General features: G+C 67.4%; 10 protein-coding genes. 9 read left to right on the forward strand and 1 reads right to left on the reverse strand.

The window, feature by feature from the left end; all coding sequences use genetic code 11:
• Positions 1 to 8: 8 nt before the first annotated feature.
• The 6 genes from F1C58_RS05655 to F1C58_RS05680 all read left to right on the forward strand — a co-directional run bounded on the left by F1C58_RS05655 (position 9) and on the right by F1C58_RS05680 (position 14750).
• Complete coding sequence (locus F1C58_RS05655; RefSeq protein ID WP_185203316.1) at positions 9 to 5891, forward strand: Ig-like domain-containing protein; 5883 nt, start codon at positions 9 to 11, stop codon at positions 5889 to 5891.
• A gap of 36 nt (positions 5892 to 5927) precedes the next feature.
• Entirely contained in the window at positions 5928 to 6899 is a 972-nt protein-coding gene (locus F1C58_RS05660; RefSeq protein ID WP_185203318.1) for a MoxR family ATPase, read from the forward strand.
• 41 nt (positions 6900 to 6940) lie between these two features.
• Complete coding sequence (locus tag F1C58_RS05665) at positions 6941 to 8335, forward strand: DUF58 domain-containing protein (protein ID WP_255461286.1); 1395 nt, start codon at positions 6941 to 6943, stop codon at positions 8333 to 8335.
• A complete protein-coding gene (locus F1C58_RS05670) occupies positions 8332 to 10734 on the forward strand; it encodes a transglutaminase family protein (protein WP_219732042.1) in 2403 nt (800 codons plus the stop codon). Before F1C58_RS05665 ends, F1C58_RS05670 begins: the two co-directional genes overlap by 4 nt.
• Before the next feature lie 56 nt (positions 10735 to 10790).
• Complete coding sequence (locus F1C58_RS05675) at positions 10791 to 11753, forward strand: zinc ribbon domain-containing protein (RefSeq protein WP_185203320.1); 963 nt, start codon at positions 10791 to 10793, stop codon at positions 11751 to 11753.
• 96 nt (positions 11754 to 11849) lie between these two features.
• A complete protein-coding gene (locus F1C58_RS05680) occupies positions 11850 to 14750 on the forward strand; it encodes an FtsK/SpoIIIE domain-containing protein (RefSeq protein ID WP_185203322.1) in 2901 nt (966 codons plus the stop codon).
• A 30-nt stretch (positions 14751 to 14780) separates the two neighbouring features.
• Here F1C58_RS05680 and ald read toward each other — a convergent pair whose 3' ends face one another.
• Positions 14781 to 15896 (reverse strand): alanine dehydrogenase, encoded by a 1116-nt coding sequence (ald, locus tag F1C58_RS05685; protein ID WP_185203323.1) that lies wholly within the window; start codon positions 15894 to 15896, stop codon positions 14781 to 14783.
• Positions 15897 to 16193: 297 nt separating this feature from the next.
• On the opposite strand from ald, the gene F1C58_RS05690 reads away from it, so the two are divergent.
• The 3 genes from F1C58_RS05690 to F1C58_RS05700 are packed head-to-tail and all read left to right on the forward strand — an operon-like array spanning position 16194 to position 19523.
• The gene (locus F1C58_RS05690; protein ID WP_185203325.1) at positions 16194 to 17408 is read left to right on the forward strand and encodes a PotD/PotF family extracellular solute-binding protein; all 1215 of its coding nucleotides are present in this window, start codon (positions 16194 to 16196) and stop codon (positions 17406 to 17408) included.
• Entirely contained in the window at positions 17408 to 18607 is a 1200-nt protein-coding gene (locus tag F1C58_RS05695; RefSeq protein ID WP_185203327.1) for an ABC transporter ATP-binding protein, read from the forward strand. The genes F1C58_RS05690 and F1C58_RS05695 overlap by 1 nt, the downstream gene beginning before the upstream one ends.
• A 4-nt stretch (positions 18608 to 18611) precedes the next feature.
• Positions 18612 to 19523, forward strand: a complete 912-nt coding sequence (locus F1C58_RS05700) for an ABC transporter permease (RefSeq protein ID WP_185203329.1) — start codon at positions 18612 to 18614, stop codon at positions 19521 to 19523.
• Positions 19524 to 19530: the final 7 nt, after the last annotated feature.

Genomic DNA, 19530 nt, shown 5'->3' on the forward strand with positions numbered 1-19530 from the left:
ACAGCGCAATGACACTCAAGGATTGGGTCGCGGGCCACCGTTCGCTCGTCGCCACCGCGACGAGCGGTACGGTGATCGCCGCGCTGGTCGCGACCGTGGCGATCGTCTCCTCCGGGTACTCGGCACAGCGCCTCGACCTCAACGACGGCTCCGTGTGGGTGGCCAACGGGAGTTCGCAGGTGATCGGACGCGCGAACACCCAGGTGCTCGCGCTCAACACCGTCGTTGCTTCGAGCGGGGCTGACATCCAGACGATCCAGCGCGGCTCGACCGTGCTGCTCTTCGACCGCACCGACAGCAAAGTGGATATCGTCGATCCCGCCACCTCGAAGGTGCAGGACAGCGTGCCGCTGCCGCCGCAGGATCCCCAGCTGTCGCTTGCGGGAGACAACATCGTGATCGCGGCCGGCGGCACGGGGCAGGTCTGGATCGTGCCGCTCGCCCAGCTCCCCACTTTCGACGCCCAGTCTCCGGCAACCCTCAGCCTCGGCGCGAACGCGGTGACGAGTGTGACGCCGGAGGGAATGCTGTTCGGCTACTCGGCCGATACGCGGCAGGTCTACCAACTGGACGCCGCTCACGCCGACACCGTCGCCGAGTCCACCCGAGCTCGTTTCGGGGGTGCGAGACGGGATGTCTCAGTCACCTCGGTCGGCGGACAGTGGGTGCTGTTCGACTCGGTGAGCCGCACCATCCTCACGGCAAACGGCACCATCGACCTCTCGAGGCAGATCTCCTCCGGAGCGAATGCCGTGCTCCAGCAGGCATCCACCGGGGGTGACACTGTGCTCATCGCCTCGTCGACGGGGCTTTTGAAGGTGCCGCTCGGCGGCGGGAGCCCGGTGACCCTGACCACGAGCGAGGGGGGGATCCCCGCGGCTCCCCGCGTGATGGGGGGCTGCACTTTCGCCGCCTGGTCGATCGGTTCGGCGTGGCGCCAGTGTGGAAGTTCATCCGCCGTCACCCTGACGCTCGACTCGATGCCGGCATCTGCCTCCGAGCTGGCCTTCGTCTCGAATGCTGACCGCCTGGTGCTGAGCGATCCGCGCGGTGGCGGCGTGTGGGCGGTGCAGCAGGCTGGAGAGCTCATCGACAACTGGGCGGACCTCATCACTGTGCGGAAGGACCAGCAACAGGTCGAGCAGAACAACGAGGACACCCCGCCCGATTTCGAGAAGACCCAGGTGCCGCCGGTCGCCGTCGACGACTCCTTCGGCGCCCGGCCAGGTCGCACGAGCGTGCTGCCGGTTCTTCTCAACGACTACGACGCCAACGGTGATGTGCTGGTGATATCGGACGTGACGGCGATCGATGAATCGATCGGTCACCTCGACCTCATCAACGACAGCCAGCAGGTGCAGATCACCCTCGCGCCATCGGCAAGCGGAACTGTTACCTTCGGCTACTCGATCAGCGACGGCCGAGGTGGAACCGCGAGCGCGACGGTGACCGTGGCCGTGCGTCTTCCGACGGAGAACTCGCCGCCGTTCCAGGTGAAGCAGACCAAGGCCCTCGTGGCGGCCGGTGGTCGCGTGACTCAGGACGTGCTCGGAGACTGGGTGGACCCCGACGGCGACGCGTTCTACCTCACCTCGGCCGCGACGGCAGCGCCGGACACGGTGACCTACAAGCCGGAGGGCACCGTCGTCTTCACCGACGGCGGTTCGGGCCCGGGCCTGAGGTCGGTTCCGCTCGTCGTCTCCGACGGCAAGTTGAGCGGCGCCGGCTCGCTGTCGGTCACGGTGAAGGCCATCGGGGCGGTGCCGATCATCGCGGATTCCTACGTCAAACTGGCCTACGCCGGCCAGGAGATCACCCTCTCGCCGCTCGATCATGTGCGCGGGGGGTCCGGAACGCTGCGGCTCGCGAGCGTGCCGGCGAAGAGCGGGGTGACCATCACCCCGAGTCTCGAGGCCGGCACCTTCCGCTTCGTGAGCGACCAGGTCGGCACGCACTACATCGACTACGTGGTCAACGATGGCGACCAGACCGCCAACGGCATCGTACGCATCGACGTCGCCGCGCCGCCGGACGCGAACACCAAGCCCATCACGATTCCGAAGAACATCTTCGTGCAGTCGTTGAGTACCCAGACCATCGATGTCGCCTCCAGTGACAAAGATCCCGCCGGAGGGGTGCTGCTGGTGACGGGTGTCTACAACCTCGCCCCGAACTCGGGGGTGACAGCGGAGGTGATCGAGCAGCGCTCCATCCGCGTGACGCTCACCGCGCCGCTCGAGTCCGGAACGGTCACCTTCAACTACCGCATCACCAACGGCCTCGCCGAGGCCGAGGGGGTGGTGAACGTCGTGGAGATTCCCCGCCCCACCCGCTCCCAGCCACCGATCGCCAACGACGACAGCGTCACGGTGCGGGTCGGCGACGCCATAGACATCCCGGTGCTCGACAATGACGTGCAACCGGATGGGGAACAACTCACGCTCAACCCGCTGCTGTCGACGACCCTCGGGGGCAACTCCGGGCTGCTGTTCGCCTCCGGCAACGTACTGCGCTACCTCGCCCCGCAGAAGACCGGAGATTTCACCGCGGTGTATGCGGTCTCCGATCTGAACGGGCAGAGCGCGCAGGCGCAGGTGAAGATCTCCGTTCGCGAGGCCGTCGAGGCGACCAACAATCCGCCGGTGCCGCAGACCGTGACCGCCCGGGTGATCGCGGGCGAGACAGTGCGCATCTCCATCCCGCTCACCGGCATCGACCCTGACGGGGATTCGGTGCAGCTGCTCGGCCAGGCCACGAACCCGACGAAGGGGTCGGTCACCGAAGTGGGAACCGACTACCTCGACTTCCTCGCCGGTGACTACTCCGCCGGCACCGACACCTTCACCTACACGGTCATCGACGCCCTCGGCGCCCGGGCCACGGGGCTCGTGCGTGTCGGAATCAGCCCGAAGGTCGCGGGCGCTCGCAATCCCGTCGCCGTGTCCGACGAGGTGCGCATCCGGCCCGGCGGCACCGTCTCGGTGCAGCCTCTTCTCAACGACTCTGACCCCGATGGCGGCACCCTCACCATCTCGAAGGTCGAGCCGAACTCGAAAGACATCATCGCCCGCATCGAGGGCGATATCGTGAAGGTGACGCCGCCCACCAAGCCGGGCACCTATGGTCTCGTCTACACGATTGAGAACTCCTTCGGCGGCACCAGTGCCGCCTTCATTACGGTTATCGTGAGCACGGACGCCCCGCGCTCCTTCCCCGAAGTCCACGACACCGTGCTCACGCTCTCCGACGTGCTCGGTCGAGACTCGCTCGACGTCGACGTGTTGAAGAACGTCTTCTTCGCCGATGGGAACGTCTCGACGCTCGGGGTCTCGGTGCTGCCCGGCTATTCGAGCGATGCGACGGTGACGTCGACGAAGCGCATCCAGGTGACGGTGAAGAACAAGAGCCAGATCATCCCCTTCTCCGTCGCGAACCCCGATGACGCGAGTGTGGTCTCCTATGCCTTCGTGTGGGTGCCCGGGCTGAATGACGCCCTGCCCCAGCTGAACCGCAAGGCGCCGCCGCTCACGATCCCGAGCGAGTCGACCCTCTCGATCGACCTCAACGACTATGTGCTCGCGGTCGGCGGCAAGCAGGTGCGCCTCACGGACTCGACCAGCGTGCAGGCCACCCACTCCGACGGGTCGAACCTGGTGGTGAACGATCACACCCTGCGATTCACCTCCGCCGATAAATACTTCGGGCCGGCATCCATCTCCTTCGAGGTGACCGACGGGAGCTCTGCCATGGATCCCACCGGCCGGAAGGCCACCCTGGTGTTGCCGATCAAGGTCACACCGCGGCAGAACCAGCCGCCCGCGTTCGTCGGTGGAGTCATCGACTTCGAGCCGGGCGCGTCGAAAGAACTCGACCTGCTCAAGCTCACCAACTACCCCTACCCGAACGACCTCGCTGAGCTCGCCTACTCCGTACTCACCCCGGCGCCCGAGGGCTTCACGTACCAGCTCACCGGTCAGAAGCTCGTTTTGCGCGCCAACGAGAGTGCGGTCAAGGGCGCATCGACGGCCATTCTGCTGGGTGTGAAGGACAACACGACCACGGGGCTGCAGGGTCAGATCGAGCTGAATGTCGTGGCATCCAGTCGCCCACTCGCCAGGCCGGCGCCGGACTCGGTGCTCGCGCCACGGGGACAGACCACCACGGTGGACGTGCTGGCGAATGACGAAGCCACCAACCCGTTCCCGGGCAAGCCGCTCAAGGTGCTCGCGATCCGCGGGCTCGACGGCGGATCGGTACCGACCGGACTCACCATCTCCCCGAGCGCAGACAACCGAAAGCTGACGATCACGGCGTCGTCCTCGGCGCAGCCGGTCGACACCAATCTGCAGTACGAAGTGGCCGACGCCACCGGGGACCCGGACCGCTACGTCTGGGGTTCGGTCACCGTCTCCGTCCAGGACAAGCCCGACCCGGTGACCGCGCTCAAGGTCACCTCGTTCGGGGATCGCGTCCTCACGGTGCGCTGGAGCCCCGGGGTATCCAACAACTCTCCCATCACCGGCTATGATGTGCTCGTGACCTCGGCGTCCGGAGCCGTGTCCACGACCTCGTGCGCCGTCGCGGTGTGTGACATCTCCACGCCGGGCAACGGGCCGGCGAACGGGGTGCGGGTGGCTGTCAAGGCCATCAATGCGATCGGATCCTCGGATGCGACGGACCTCGGCGCGACCGTCTGGTCGGACATCATCCCTCCCGCTCCGACCGGCCTTGCCGCGAACCCCCTCGATGGCGGTCTGCGCATCTCCTGGAACGCCGTGACGACGCCCTCCGGGGGAAGCGCGGTGAACAACTACCGCCTCGTGGTCGGCGGTGCCACGACGGATGTCGATCCCTCGGCCTGCAGCGGTGGATCCTGTTCCGCCGACGTGTCCGGGCTGACCAACGGCCAGAACGTCTCCGTGTCGCTGAGCGCGCGCAACTCGGCTCTGGCCGCGCTGGCGACCTGGAACTCCACGAGCACGAGCGGCACCCCCGCCGGCAAGCCTCTCTCCGTCTCCTCGCCGACGGCCACCGCGACCGACAGCTCGATCGCGCTCGACTGGGGCGGCGCGTTCACCGACAACGGGCGGGCGATCACCGCCTATCGCGCGATCGCCTACACCGGTGCTCGCCCCACCTGCGCCGCGCCAACCCCCTCTGGGTCGACCACGCAGTCGGCGGGCACCTCGACGGCCGCAACCTTCTCCGGGCTCTCGCGCGAGTCCAGCTACTCGCTGGTCGTGCTCGCCGACAACAGCATCGGCTGCACCTCGAGCCCGGCGGTCTCTGCGCACACGAGCCCGGGGGTCGTCACCGCGATCTCCACGAGCGGCCCCAACAAGAGCGGCGCGACCTACGATTACGCTCTCACCGGAGCCTCCATCGGTACGCCGCTCTCGAGTGACTACAGCTTCTATTACCGACTGCAGGGTGACTCGGTGCCCGCGACCGAGTACGGTCCCGTCAGCTTCGGAGCCCTGCTCACCGCCGAGGGCCAGCAGTACGGCCACGCGATCTCCGTCCAGCTCCGGGCGTGCCGCAACTTCCCGGATGCCGGCGCGGTCTGCCAGCAGAACTGGTCGGCGTCCTTCGCCGTCGGAACCCCCGTCGATCCGCGGATCGGCCCGGTCACCTTCACGCCGGTCGTGAACCCGAACGATCCGAGCGGCACTTTCACCTGGCCGAGCTGGACATCCGCGCCGTACGAGGGCATCCAGTATTCCTGTGGCAACGGGGTGGGGGACACGCTCTTTCCGGGAGACACGAGCCAGGGCGGTCAGTGCGTCGCGCTCGTGCCCCCTGGACAGGACCCCGTGCTCACGATCGTGGTGATCGCCAATGGCGGTAGCACCTACACGATCCAGTACGACAGGAACGGTAATGTCCGATAACGTGCGGAGACCCCCGCTGAACCGAGAGGCACCCGCATGACGATGACACCCGAGCAGGCGACCTGGTTCTCCGACATCTTCAATCGGCTCGTCGCCAATGTCGACCAGGTGCTCCTCGGCAAGACCTTCGTCATCAAGCTGTCATTCACTGCCCTGCTGAGCGAAGGACACCTGCTGCTCGAGGACTTTCCCGGAACGGGCAAGACCTCCCTGGCGCGCGCCATGGCGCAGAGTGTGAAGGGCTCGACCAGCCGGATCCAGTTCACCCCCGACCTACTCCCCGGCGACATCACCGGGGTGAGCATCTACGACCAGGGTGCCGGCGAATTCGAGTTCCATCGCGGACCGATCTTCGCGAACATCGTGCTCGCGGATGAGATCAACCGCGCGAGTCCGAAGACCCAGGCCGCACTGCTCGAAGTGATGGAGGAGGGCCGCGTCACGGTCGACGGTATCTCCCACGATGTGGGGGCTCCCTTCATGGTGATCGCCACCCAGAACCCCATCGAGCAGGCCGGCACCTATCGGCTGCCGGAGGCCCAGCTCGACCGGTTCATCATGAAGGCATCCATCGGCTACCCCGATCATGCCTCGACGGTGCGCATTCTCGAGGGCGCCGGGATCAAGGCTCACGAGACGATCCTGCCTCCCATCGCCACCGACGAGGTCATCGTGGAGATGGGAGCACTCGCTCGCACGGTGCACGTGGACGCGACGATCAACGACTATGTCTCGCGGCTCGTCGAGGCGACCCGTTCGGCTACCGAGGTGCGGCTCGGAGCGAGCGTTCGTGGAGCGCTCGCGCTCATCCGCACCTCCAAGACCCTCGCCGCGGCCAACGGGCGGCACTATGTGATCCCGGATGACGTGAAGGCGCTTGCCGAGCCCGTGCTCGCGCACCGGCTCGTGCTCGACCCCGAGGCGGAGTTCGACGGAGTGACCGCGTCGAGCATCGTCAGCCAGCTGTTGATCGAGACCCCGCCGCCGAGCGACAGGCAAGCGGTGTGAGCGATCGGGGGCAGGTTCGTCAGGCATCGAACAGTCGGCCGGTGCGGGGGCAGTCCGGCCACGTTTCGCGATCCTCCCTGTCGTCTTCGCACTTCGATTCCGCGCACGGCACCGCCACGGTCGGGCTCACCAACGCCCGCACTCGCATCGTCGGCAATCGCACCGGCTTCCTCGCCGACGCGATCATCACCCTCGTTCGCTTCTTCCGCGCCATCGGCGAGGTGCTCTCCGCCTGGTTCCGGCGCGTCTCGTCGGTTGTCACACCGCTCGGTTGGTCGATGCTCTTCGTGGTTCCTGCCGCCTTCGTCTTCGGCTACGGGCTTGGCTGGGTGGAACTGGTGGCTGTGGCGTTCGCCGGTACGGTGCTCATCCTCATCGCGGCCGCCTACCTGATCGGTCGCAACGCCTTCGCCATCGAGCTGACCGTCGCCCACAGTCGGGTGGTGGTGGGGGACCGGGCGACCGGCCTGATCACGGTGACGAATCCGACCAGGCGCCGTCTCATCGGGGTGAAGGTAGAGGTGCCCATCGGGCGCGGCCTCGCCGAGATCGCCATGCCCGGATTGTCCCGCGGCGCCGCATTCCGCCACGAATTCCTCGTTCCGACGACCCATCGCGGTGTCCTGGCCATCGGTCCCGTGCGCACGGTGCGCGCAGACCCGGTGGGGCTTGTGCGCCGTGAACTGGTCTGGACGGACGCCAAGGAGCTGTTCATCCACCCGCGCACCATCGGCATCCCCTCCACCAGCACCGGGTTCGTTCGCGACCTCGAGGGCAATCCCACCAGGGACCTGTCGAACAGCGACGTGTCCTTTCACGCACTGCGTGAATACGTGCCGGGAGACGAGCGACGCTACATCCACTGGAAGAGCACGGCGAAGACGGGCATCTACATGGTGCGCCAGTTCGAGGAGACCCGCCGAAGTCACCTGGTGATCGCCCTCAGTCTCGCGAGCGCGAACTACGCGACCGATGAGGAGTTCGAGATGGCGGTGAGCGTTGCGGGCTCCCTCGGCGCACGCGCGATCCGGGACGCCCGCAACGTCGCCGTCGTCGTCAGTGAGAAGACGCCGGAGTTCGCCAAGCGCAAGGTCCTCGCGGTGCGGCACCTCAACACACTCACCCGCACTCGGCTGCTCGACGACCTCGCGGTCGTCGAGCACGCGGAATCCGCGCTCGGCATCATGGATGTCGCCCGGGTCGCGGCGGACGAGATCACCGGGATCTCGGTCGCCTTCCTGGTCTGCGGATCGCTCGCCACTGCCACAGAGCTGCGCGCGGCATCCACCAAGTTCCCTCCCGGAGTGGAGGTGGTCGCTGTCGTGTGCGACCCGGAGACGATCCCCGGGCTCCGTCGGGTCGCCGGGCTGAGTGTGCTGACCATCGGCTACCTCGAAGACCTCCAGAAGTCCCTCGCCAGGGCGGCGGCCGCGTGAGTACCGGATCGGACAGCATCCGCCGCATCGACAGCAAGCGCCGGTCCCGGGTGGAGAAGCGCCGTCCGGGGCGCCGACGGTCATCCGGTCGCGTGCGCCTGCCGTTCGCCTTCACGGCGATCACGATCCTGATGCTGTGGACCACATCCCTCGTGGCCTCCGCGGCTCTCTGGCCGATCTACCAGTCCGTGCAACTGATCGCCGTTGTAGGTGCGACCATTCTCATCGGATCGGCCATCGCGGTCTCCGGCGCCCTGTACCGCTGGTCGACGCTCACCATCACCCTCGTCTCGATCGGCGTCTACCTGCTGGTCGGAGTGCCCCTCGCCATCCCCGACCGCGCGCTCTACGGCGTTCTGCCGAGCGCTCAGGGCGAGATCGAATTGCTGCAGGCCACCGCGCTGAGTTGGAAGCAGCTTCTCACCATCACACTCCCCGTGGGATCGTACGAGTCCCTTCTGGTCCCGGCGTTCATCCTCGTGCTCATCACCACCGTCGTCGGCCTCTCGGTGGGCCTCCGCGCGCGCTGGGGTGAACTCGGGGTGCTCGCGCCCATCGCGCTCTTCATCACCGCGATCGTCTTCGGCGCGGCCACCGCGACCTGGCCCCTCGAACTCTCGCTCGGACTGCTCGCGACCTCCTTGGCGTGGCTCGTCTGGCGGCGATGGTTCCGGCGCAGAGCCTCCATCCGACTGCTCGCGGCCCAGGCCCTCGACAGCGACGGTCGACCACTCGAGACGGCGAGCGACACCACCTTCGCCGGCTTCCGCACGATAATGAGCGCCGGGCTCATCGTGCTGCTCGCGGCCGGCGCCTCGATCGCCGCCACGCTCTCCCTTCCGCCAACGGTGCAGCGTCACGTGTTGCGCACCGCCATCGTGAAACCCTTCGATCCGCGGATCTACGCGAGCCCTTTGAGCGGCTTCCGGCACTACGAGCAGACCATCGCGGCGAACACCACGATGCTCACCGTCACCGGCTTGCCGATCGGCGGTCGAATCCGCATCGCCACGCTCGACACATACGACGGCATCGTCTACTCGGTGGGCAGCTCCGAGGTCTCGAGCGAGTCGGGTTCCTTCACGCGGGTGCCCTCCACCTTCGACCAGTCCGACACCGTCGGGGATCCGGTCTCCGTTCGTGTGATGGTCGGCGACTACTCCGGCATCTGGCTTCCCACCGTCGGCAAGTTCACGAGCGTGAACTTCGAGGGAGCGGATGCCCCGGAGCTGCGGAACTCGTTCTTCTACAACAACACCAGCGGTACCGCCGCGGTCGTGAGGCCCCTCGCCTCTGGCGACAGCTATTCGCTGACGGCCGTGCAGCCCCGCCAGCCCTCTGCCGAGCAACTCGGGACTCTTCGCCCGGGAAACGCCGCCGTACCACCGACCGCGCAGATCCCAGACCAGCTCTCGTCTACCCTCGACGACTGGACGCGCACCGAGACCGCTCCGGGAGCGCGGCTCGCGGCGATGATCACCGCGATGAAGCAGACCGGCTACATCAGCCACGGAGTGGACCCCGAGCAACCGGCCAGCCGCTCCGGCCACGCCGCGGACCGCATCACTCAGTTGCTCACCGACCAGCGCATGATCGGCGACCAGGAGCAGTACGCCGTCACCGCAGCGTTGATGGCCCGCCAGCTGGGCTTTCCGGCGCGGGTCGTCTTCGGCTTCGTGCCGGAGGTCAACACCCAGGGTCCGACGCAGGTTCTCGGCAAGAACATTTCCGCCTGGATCGAGGTCGACACGGCCCAGTACGGCTGGGTGACGGTGGATCCGACGCCGCCGGTGCGCGACATCCCTGCCGAACTGCCGAAGGATCCGACGACCATCGCCCGCCCGCAGTCGCCCGTGCAGCCTCCCATCGAGGATCCCACCCGTCCCACCGCGCAGCAGCCCCCGGAGGGCACCCAGGACTCGTCCGCGAAGGATAATCCGCTGCTCGCCGTGCTTCTCGTCGTGCTCCAGGTGCTCGCCTGGGTGGCGATCGGCGCGGCGATCATCCTCGCCCCGTTCATCGCGATCGTGGTCGCGAAGCTGAGGCGGCGGATGCTGCGACGGAAGGCGCCGACCGCCATCCAGCGGATCAGCGGCGGGTGGCAGGAGTTCGAGGATGCCGTGATCGATCGTGGTCTCGAACCGCCGGTCTCCCCGACTCGCACCGAAGTCGCATCGACGGTCGGGGGAGTGCAGTCCCTCGTGCTGGCTGCGGTCGCCGACCGCGCGGTGTTCTCACCGGACCAGCCGCGAGACGAGGAGGCCGATCAGGTCTGGCGCGCGGTCGAAGACCTGCGGGCATCCATGAATGACGGCCGCACGCGGTGGCAGCGCATCCGGGCCGCGATCTCCTTGCGATCGCTCGGTGGATATAGTGTCAAGAGACTGTTCAGGCGATAGTCGGATAGTCGGATGTTCGCGGTGGGATGGCAACAGTGGGGAAGGGTGCGGGAAAGATGACGTGTACCTTCTGCGGAACCCCGTTGCCTGCGGGCGCCCTCTTCTGTGGCGAGTGCGGTCGCGCGGTCGTCGGAGTGCCGCTCGTCTCCGCCACTCTCGCAGCGGCGCCTCCGCCTTCCGTCGAGCATCGACAGACCGTCGACTATCCGAACTCTCCCGTGATGCCGACCGTGCAGAACCCGGTTCCCCCGCTGGTCGTGCCGCGGTCGGATGGCGCGGCCACGGTGGTCTGCGAGCAGTGTGGTTCGCCGATGTCGGAAGACGACATCTTCTGCGGTGAGTGCGGCTTCGTCTCCCGGGCCGCCAGCGAGGATTTCGGGCGCTCCCGCGACACCGCCATCATCAATCTCGACCCCCCGAACACCGCGGTCTCACGCCCTCGGCCCGTGCCCGTCGTCGACCACCTACCCGAATTCGTGAGGCCCGCGGAGGCCGTGCCACCGGCGGTCTACTCCGATCCCGCCATTCCCGCGCCTGAGGCGACACCGGGACCGGACGCCCTCGTGACGCCCCCCGAGCCGGCTCGGGCTACACCGCCGACGCCGACGCCGCCGGGAGCCCCGCGTACTGACGTGCCGTTCGACGATTCGGCCGATCTCGAGGCCACCCGCATCTCGCGCCCGGGTCGGGCGGGAGAGCGTTTCGTGCTGCAGTTCAGCACGGGTGAGAGCTTCACGGTCTCCGGCAGCGGGCTCATCGGCCGCAACCCACGCTCGGAGCCCGGCGAGTATTTCGACCAGCTCGTGCGCGTGCTCGACCCGAGCAGATCGGTGTCGAAGGTGCACCTGGAATTCGGCCAGGATGCCGGACGATTCTGGATCATGGACCGCTACTCCGGAAACGGCACGATCGTGCGCGAACCCGAGTCGGAAGCGGTGCGGTGTCAGCCGGAGAAGCGCTTCCGGATCGCCCGCGGCACGCGGGTGGACATCGGCGAGCAGTTCTTCATCGTGAGCTGAGTTCTCTCCTCCTCGGTCGGCCACCCGGAGTGACCGCCGTCCCGAGATCGGCCGCTCCCGCTGAAGGGGAGGCGTGCGGGGTGCTGGGCTTGCCGGGTGACCGATCGCCCGACTCCGCCTTCGACCTCCGCCCGACCGGGCGAGGTGGCGCAACCGCTGCCCGCTCCCCGAGGCCCGGAACAGGCCAGGGCGCAGAGCTTTCCTCTCATTGCCGTTCTCGCGCCGGTCATCGGTTCCGTGCTCATCTGGGCGCTCACCCGCTCCCCGTTCGCCCTGGTGTTCGCTCTCCTCGGCCCGCTCGTGGCGGTCGCCAGTGTCGCAGACGCCCGGCTGCAGTCCCGGCGCGCGGCGCGGCGGGAGTCGGTGCGGTTCGCCGCGGAGGTCGCGGCCACGCGCACCGCGATCGACAGGCGGCATGCGCGGGAGCGGGACCGATTGCTGCGCGAGGCCCCCGGCGCGGTCGGGATTGCCGCTCGGGCATCACACGACCCCGAGCGGTGGCGCGACTCTCCGAGTGCCGGGGTGCCCGTGCGTCTCGGCCTCGGCAACGCGCCCAGTTCGGTGCGGCTCGGCGGGATGGCCGTGGCCGCGCTTCGGGCCGACGATCCAGTGGAGGCCGCGATCGGGCAACTGAACGATCTCGCCTCGACAGTAGAGGCCGCGCCGATCGTGGTCGACGCACGATTCGGAATCGGGGTGTGCGGGCCGGTCGCGCTGGCGCAGTCCGTCGCCCGCGGCATCCTGCTCCAACTGGGGGACCGTCTCGCGCCGGACGCTGGCCTGTTCTCGGCCGGCCCAGAAGCTCTCGACTGGCTGGAGTCGTTGCCGCACCGGTCGGCGATGACGCCGGGTCTGTCGGGCGCCGTCGTCCGCTGGAGTTGTGCTGGCGAGTCCGGCGTGCTGGCCGTCGCTCCCCGGGTGGAGCAGCTTCCCTCGGAGTGCAGAGTGGTAGTGAGGGTCGTCGCTGGTCGGCGAGCGCGGGTGGAGCGGGCTCCGGATGACGCGGGGCTCGACACGCCCGTCGATCTGATCGTCGAGCTCGTGTCGGCCGAGCAGGCCATCGAGCTCGGCGCTCTCCTCGCCGACGCGGCGCGGATCCTCTCCCGGAATGCTCCGCAGCCGGATGAGCCATCCGAGCAGGACTTCGACTCTCTCCCGCCTCCCGAGGGGGCGTTCGGCCAGCCCGGCACCCTCGCCTGCGTGTTCGCCCGGCGCGCCGACGGAGGGGGGATGACAGTCGACCTCGTGGCCGAGGGACCCCACGCGATCGTCGGGGGCACGACGGGAAGCGGAAAGAGTGAACTGCTCATCAGCTGGGTGCTGGCGATGGCACGCATTCACTCGCCCTCGGTCGTCACCTTCCTGCTGGTCGACTTCAAGGGTGGTGCGACATTCGCCGGTCTGAGCGAGCTCCCGCATGTGGTCGGCATCGTGACCGACCTCGACGAGAGAACGGCCCACCGCGCGATGCTGAGTCTGCGAGCGGAGATCAGGTTGCGCGAGCGCGTCATCGCCGACGCGGGAGCCCGGTCGGTGGACGACCCCGGCGTCGACGTGCCCCGGCTCGTGATCGTGGTCGACGAGTTCGCCGCGATGGCCACCGACTACCCCGAGTTGCACGACCTGTTCGCCGACCTGGCGGCGCGAGGACGCTCTCTCGGCCTGCATCTCGTCCTGTGCACCCAACGGCCCGCTGTCGCCATCCGGGATGCGGTGCTCGCCAACGCGACCCTGCGCCTCTCGCTGAGGGTGAACAATCGCGCCGACAGCCTCGCCGTGCTCGGCACGGGGCAGGCCGCGGAGCTCTCGGGCGAGCATCCCGGGCGTGCCTTCGTCTCGATCGCCAGCGGATCCGCGCACGGGGTGCGCGTCGCTCGCGCCACCGAGGCCGACATCGCAAGGGTGATCGGCCGGAGTCCTCGACACCCGACGCCGATCCGCCGGCCGTGGTGCGACGACCTCGCCACCTCCATTCCCCTCGCCTCGCTCGAGCGTCACGGCACGCCGATTCCCTTCGCGATGGTCGACCTGCCAGAGCAGCAGCGGCAGGAGACGGCCCGATACGATCCGTCCCGGCACGGCAGCCTGCTCGTGATCGGAGCGCAGGGCTCGGGCAAGAGCGAACTGTTCGCGACCCTTGCCGCTGCCCCCGGTGTTGAGCAACTGCCGTCGACCCCGGACGCGGCCTGGGATGCCGTCGAGGCGGCGATCGAGCGCGTTCGATCCGCACGGAGGGGGGCACGGCTGATGCTCGCGGACGACCTGGACGCGCTCGTCGGCAGATTCGGGGAGGAGTACCAGCCTGCCTTCGTCGACCGACTGGTCGAACTCGCGCGCGACGGATCTGCGGTGGGACTGCAACTCGGCCTGGCGGTGCGCCGCGTTCCTCCGGGCATACAGACTCTCGCGTCACTCTGCGACGAGCGCATCGTTCTGAGGCTCGCGTCTCGCCAAGACCACCTCATGGCCGGCGGCACCTCACCAGGGTACGTCGCGAATGCCCCGCCCGGAGCGGGCGAGTGGCGCGGATCCCGCATCCAGGTCGCCTGGTCGGTGCCGGCGGCAGGGGGTGACATCGCCGCGGGGTCGGGGGAGTACCCTCCGGTCGAGGACGGTTTCGACCTCGCGGGCTATCCCTTCGTCGCGATAGTGACGACTCGAGTCGCCGAGTTCTCACGTCGTCTCGGCGAGATCCGTCCGCCGCTCGGCGAGCTGGTGCACCTCTCCTCGGCGCCACGTCCCGGCGCACTCGAGGTGGTCGACCCGCGGGGGTCGACGATCCTCATCGCGGATCCGGACAGTTGGCAGGGCAACTGGGCGCTCCTCGGCGCCGCCCGTTCTCAGGGACTCGTGGTGGTCGACCGCTGCAGCGTTGCCGAATTCCGCGCGATCAGCGGTCGTCGGGCCCTTCCGCCACCGATCCGCCCTGGTGCAGACCAGTGCTGGGCCTTGCGGCCCGATGGATCGGTGCGGCGGATGCGGACACCATCCGCCTGACCCTCGGCTGGCGCACACGGGACCGGAGAATCAGGCCAGCACGCTCGCGAGAGTGCGGAAGCCGAGCCCATGCGCCGACGCGACAGGCTCGCTGATGATCTCCCCGGCGTGGGTGTTGAGCCCGAGGGCGAGGGACGGATCGGCCCGCAGCGCCTCGATCCAGCCGTTGTTCGCAATGGCGCGCACATAGGGCAGCGTCGCGTTGGTGAGCGCGTAGGTGGAGGTGTTCGGCACGGCGCCCGGCATGTTTGCGACGCAGTAGAAGAGCGAACCGTGCACCGTGAAGGTGGGATCGGCGTGGGTGGTCGCGTGTGAGTCGGCGAAGCATCCACCCTGGTCCACGGCGATGTCCACGAGCACGCTGCCCGGCTTCATCCGCGACACGAGCTCGTTGCTCACGAGCTTGGGAGCCTTTGCGCCCGGCACGAGCACCGATCCGATGACCATGTCCGCATCCACACAGGCCCGGTCGATCTCGAAGGAATTGGAGGCGATGGTCTTGACGCGTCCGGCGTAGAGAGCGTCGAGTTCGCGCAGTCGCTGCAGGTTCGTGTCGAGCACCGTGACCTCCGCACCGAGCCCCACCGCCACCGACAGCGCGTTGGTTCCGGCGACGCCGCCGCCGAGCACGACGATCCGGGCCGGATGGGTGCCGGGAACCCCGGGCACGAGCAGGCCGGGCCCACCATTGGGTTTGAGCATCGCGTTGGCGCCGACGATCGGGGCGAGTCGGCCGGCGACCTCGCTCATCGGGGCGAGCAGCGGGAGCGCTCGGGAGGGGAGCTGCACGGTCTCGTAGGCGATGCCGGTCACGCCGCGCGCCACCAGTTCGTCGGTGAGTCGGCGCTCGGCTGCGAGGTGGAGGTAGGTGAAGAGCAGCAGGTCGTCCCGGAAATAGCCGTATTCGCTCTCGACGGGCTCCTTCACCTTGAGCAGTAGGTCTGCCGCCGCCCAGGTCGAGGCCGCATCCGGGCTGATGGAAGCGCCGGCATCGATGTAGGCCTCATCCGGAATGGATGACCCGACGCCGGCTCCGCTCTGCACGAGCACCTCGTGGCCGTGCGCGACCAGGTCATGCACTCCCGCCGGGGTTATCGCCACCCGGAACTCGTTGTTCTTGACCTCGGACGGAACGGCGACTCTCATGACACTCCTGGGTGATTGTCGGTGCGATGGTGCCACGACGATGTGGCGACGGGGGACCGGATCATCGGTCCCGCACCCCTCAGCGTAGCGTCGGGAGACGCGTGATTCCGCAACGAAATTGTGCGTCGAGATACTGATTTCGTGAAGTTTGTGTTTCGGGATGGTGGTTTTGCTCTCTTATGCGTGCGCTCGGGCGGTCGGCTGTGCGAGTATCGACCAACGCGGCTCGACCACTGTGGTTCGCCTGGGGGTCCGCCGGTGTCCCGTTTGCATACGTCGTGAAGGAGTCGCATCTCAATGACCAGGTCACTACCAACGGATCCGATGGTCCATCGTCTGATCCGCGAGGCGCGCACCGCCTCCCTCTCCCGTCGCAACGTCCTCACCGGGGCAGGCATCGGCGCTGCGGCACTCTCCCTCGCCGCCTGTTCGACCGGAGGACCGGCCGCAAAGCCCACCGCGGCGGCAGACAAGTCGAGTAGTGACAAGAACATCAAGTGGGACAACTGGGCGGCATACATCGACGAGGATGCGGACGGCAAGACCCACCCGACGCTCGATGCCTTCGAGAAGCAGTCCGGCATCTCCGTGAAGTACGACGTCGCGGTCGACGACAACAACACCTATTACGGCAAGGTGAAAGACCAGCTCGCCCTCGGCCAGGACATCGGCGCCGACCTCGTCTGCCTCACCGACTGGATGGTTAGCCGCCTCATCAACTTCGGTTACGTGCAGAACTTCGATCTCTCGAAGATCCCGAATGCCAAGAACCTCACCCCCTCGCTCCAGGACGTGGATTTCGACCCCGGACGCAAGAAATCCCTTCCCTGGCAGGGCGGCTTCGCCGGCATCTGCTGGAACAAGGACAAGGTGCCCGGCGGCCTCAAGTCGGTCGACGACCTCTGGGACAAGTCGCTCAAGGGTCGAGTCGGAGTGCTCTCGGAGATGCGCGACACGATCGGCCTCATCATGATGCAGGCCGGGGTGGACATCTCATCCAAGTGGGCGGACTCGAAGTTCGACGACGCCATCGACGTGTTCCGCAAACAGGTCAACGACGGCCAGATCCGCAACATCAAGGGCAACGCCTACCTCGAAGACCTCAAGAGCGAGGACACGCTCGCCGCGATCTGCTGGTCGGGTGACATCACGGTGATCAATGCCGAGGCCGGGGACAAGTGGGAGTTCGCCATCCCCGAGGCGGGCGGAACGCTCTGGAACGACAACTTCGTGATCCCGATCGGGTCGCAGAAGAAGTCCGCTTCCGAAGAGCTCATCAACTACTACTACCAGCCGGAGGTCGCCGCAGAGGTCGCGGCCTGGGTCAACTACATCACCCCCGTCGTCGGCGCGAAGGAGGCGATGCAGGCCATCGACCCCACGCTCGCCGACAACCAGCTGATCTTCCCCGATGAGAAGACGCTGTCGAACACCAAGGTCTTCCGCACTCTCACCGGGGCAGAGGAAAGCAAATTCGGCGCCGCCTTCCAGGCCGTACTCCTGGGCTCCTGATGGCCACGGGTGCATTTGCGGAGTCCGGCGCCGACCTGGAGCTCGTCGGCATCCAAAAGCGATTCCCCGGCTTCACCGCCATCGAGGAGATGAATCTGGTCATCCCGGCCGGATCCTTCTTCGCGCTGCTCGGACCCTCCGGCTGTGGGAAGACCACGACTCTGCGTCTCGTCGCGGGCCTCGAGGAGGCCACTGCCGGTCGCATTCTCATCGGCGGCAAGGATGTCACCGACACCAAACCGTTCCAGCGCCCCGTGAACACGGTCTTCCAGAGCTATGCGCTCTTTCCGCACGTGTCGATCATCGACAATGTGGCCTTCGGGCTGCGTCGGCGCAAGATCGCGGATGCCTCCACCAAGGCGCACGAGGCGCTGAAGCTGGTCGAGCTCGACCATCTCGCGGCACGTCGCCCCGCGCAACTCTCCGGCGGTCAGCAGCAGCGAGTCGCCCTCGCCCGGGCGATCGTCAACCGCCCGGCCCTCCTTCTGCTCGATGAGCCGCTCGGGGCCCTCGACCTCAAACTGCGCCGCCAGATGCAACTCGAACTCAAGTCCATCCAGGAAGAGGTCGGCCTCACCTTCCTCCACGTCACCCACGACCAGGAGGAGGCCATGACCATGGCCGATACCGTCGCGGTGATGAACAAGGGTCGCATCGAGCAGCTCGGATCGCCGGAGGTGCTCTACGAGCTTCCGCGCACGGCCTTCGTGGCGAACTTCCTCGGCCAGTCGAACCTGTTCAGCGGCCCGGTCGCCGGCACGACGGCAGCCAGCATCTCCGTCGACATCGAAGGCTGCAAAGTCGTCGTGCCGAAGTCACGCGCTCAGCGTCACTCCGGGGTCGTGACCGTCGGCGTGCGCCCCGAGAAGCTCAGCCTGCACCTCAGCGAGCCGACGGAATCGGCCGGCACCAACATCCTCGGGCCGGGTCGCGTGATCGACGTCTCTTTCAGCGGTGTGAGCACGCAGTACATCATCGCCATCCCGGGTCTCGGATCGGTCGTGGTGTTCGTGCAGAACACCGGAGCCGGGCCGGTCGTCACCGAGGGTGCGGAGTCCTGGGTCTCGTGGAAGGTCGAGCACGGCTTCGGTCTCGAAGACGAAGCTCCGCCGACTCCGCGATTCGCGGCCGACACGGATACCGCATCGATCGCCGTGCAGAAGAAGCGGGCGCTCATGTCGGAGCTCGAGGAAGCCTGAGGCCATGGCATTCTCCGCATTCGCGACCGGCACCGCGCAGGAACAGGCTCCGCGCCGCAAGAGTCGCATCGCCCTGCTTCTGCTTCTGCCGGGCATCCTCTATCTGGTGCTGTTCTTCCTGGTGCCGCTGGTGTCGCTCGTCATCACCTCGTTGCAGGCTCCCTCCGCGCTGGGCGACATCGGGGCGTACCAGACCGCCTTCGACTGGCAGAACTACGTCACCTCCATCACGCAGTACGGCGCCCAGATCGTGCGATCGTTCTTCTACGCGGTGCTCGCCACCGTGTTCGCCCTGCTGTTCAGCTATCCGCTCGCCTACTTCATCGGGGTGAAGGCGCGCCGCTGGCCACTCCTTCAGAACCTGATGCTCGTGTTGGTCATCGCCCCGTTCTTCATCAGCTTCCTGTTGCGCACGCTGGCCTGGAAGTCTCTCCTCTCGGATGAGTCGGCGTTCGTCACCGGGCTCAAGGCGCTGTCTCTGCTGGCCCCGGATGCCCACGTGACCGGCACCCCGGTGGCTGTCGTCTTCGGGCTCACCTACAACTTCATCCCCTTCATGACGCTGCCGCTGTACGCGGCGCTCGAACGGCTCGACACCCGCTACCTCGAAGCGGGAAGCGATCTCTACGCGCATCCGTTCACCGTCTTCCGTACCGTGACCATTCCGCTGTCGATGCCCGGCATCGTCTCGGGGGTGCTGCTCACCTTCATCCCGGCGGCCGGCGACTATGTGAACGCCAGTCGGGAGTTCCTGGGCGGCACCGGCACCTCGATGATCGGAAACGTGATCGAAAGCAACTTCCTCGTCCTGCTCAACTACCCCGCCGCCGCCTCGTTGTCCATCATCCTCATGGTCGTGATCTTGGCGATCGTCACCGTGTATGTGCGCCGGAGTGGAACGGAGGACCTGCTGTGACCCTTCA

This window comes from Glaciihabitans sp. INWT7, from assembly GCF_014217685.1.
Lineage (GTDB): Bacteria > Actinomycetota > Actinomycetes > Actinomycetales > Microbacteriaceae > Lacisediminihabitans.

Excerpts from the sequence above, each read along its gene's own strand:
- F1C58_RS05695 (WP_185203327.1), top strand. The coding sequence starts at position 17,408 with ATGGCCACGGGTGCATTTGCGGAGTCCGGCGCCGACCTGGAGCTCGTC.
- F1C58_RS05700 (WP_185203329.1), top strand. The coding sequence starts at position 18,612 with ATGGCATTCTCCGCATTCGCGACCGGCACCGCGCAGGAACAGGCTCCG.
- F1C58_RS05655 (WP_185203316.1), top strand. The coding sequence starts at position 9 with ATGACACTCAAGGATTGGGTCGCGGGCCACCGTTCGCTCGTCGCCACC.
- F1C58_RS05675 (WP_185203320.1), top strand. The coding sequence starts at position 10,791 with ATGACGTGTACCTTCTGCGGAACCCCGTTGCCTGCGGGCGCCCTCTTC.
- F1C58_RS05690 (WP_185203325.1), top strand. The coding sequence starts at position 16,194 with ATGACCAGGTCACTACCAACGGATCCGATGGTCCATCGTCTGATCCGC.
- F1C58_RS05660 (WP_185203318.1), top strand. The coding sequence starts at position 5,928 with ATGACGATGACACCCGAGCAGGCGACCTGGTTCTCCGACATCTTCAAT.
- ald (WP_185203323.1), bottom strand. The coding sequence starts at position 15,896 with ATGAGAGTCGCCGTTCCGTCCGAGGTCAAGAACAACGAGTTCCGGGTG.